This window comes from Mesorhizobium abyssinicae, from assembly GCF_049887195.1.
Classification (GTDB): Bacteria; Pseudomonadota; Alphaproteobacteria; order Rhizobiales; family Rhizobiaceae; genus Mesorhizobium; species Mesorhizobium abyssinicae.
The window spans coordinates 1-478 of the sequence record NZ_JARAKC010000123.1; the positions used below are offsets into that span (position 1 = coordinate 1).

At 64.6% G+C, this 478-nt stretch carries 1 protein-coding gene; it reads left to right on the top strand.

The features are described 5' to 3' along the window. Positions 1–73: 73 nt before the first annotated feature. Positions 74–478, top strand: a 405-nt coding sequence (locus PU724_RS33920) for a hypothetical protein (RefSeq protein WP_426213853.1), incomplete at its 3' end; no start/stop codon positions are given.

Here is a 478-nt window from a genome sequence, read left to right on the forward strand (position 1 = left end):
CTCACCCGCGCAAAGTGTCGATCAGCCGCGGAGCCGCGCAGCGATTGGGGTCGGTTACGAAGCTTTGAGTTCCATGCCGCCGCCGCGGGTCAACCTGCCCGCCACGGGATTTGGAAGCGCACCCGATGTCGTGAACCTCCCTCACGTCGTCGCGGACGCATATCGGCCTGCGGCCAATCAACAGGGCGTTTGGTCCGGCGCGCGCCATACGATGCCGGCCGCGGCGCCTCACCAGGCTGCCGTCGTTCAGCAAACGCGCAGCCGCAAGCGCGGCCGAGAGCACCCGGACGAGGCGCTTTTAGCCGCCTACCGTGCCGATGCTACAACCAAGGTGAGCAAGAAATCGATCAATGGCGATATAACGGCGCTGCGCAAGTTCAGCAAATGGCTTGACGAGAACCATCGGACGCAGATCGCCGGCCAGATTGAGGACCCGGGGTTGGACGCGCTGGCGAAGAACTTCGCGGGCAACGATGCC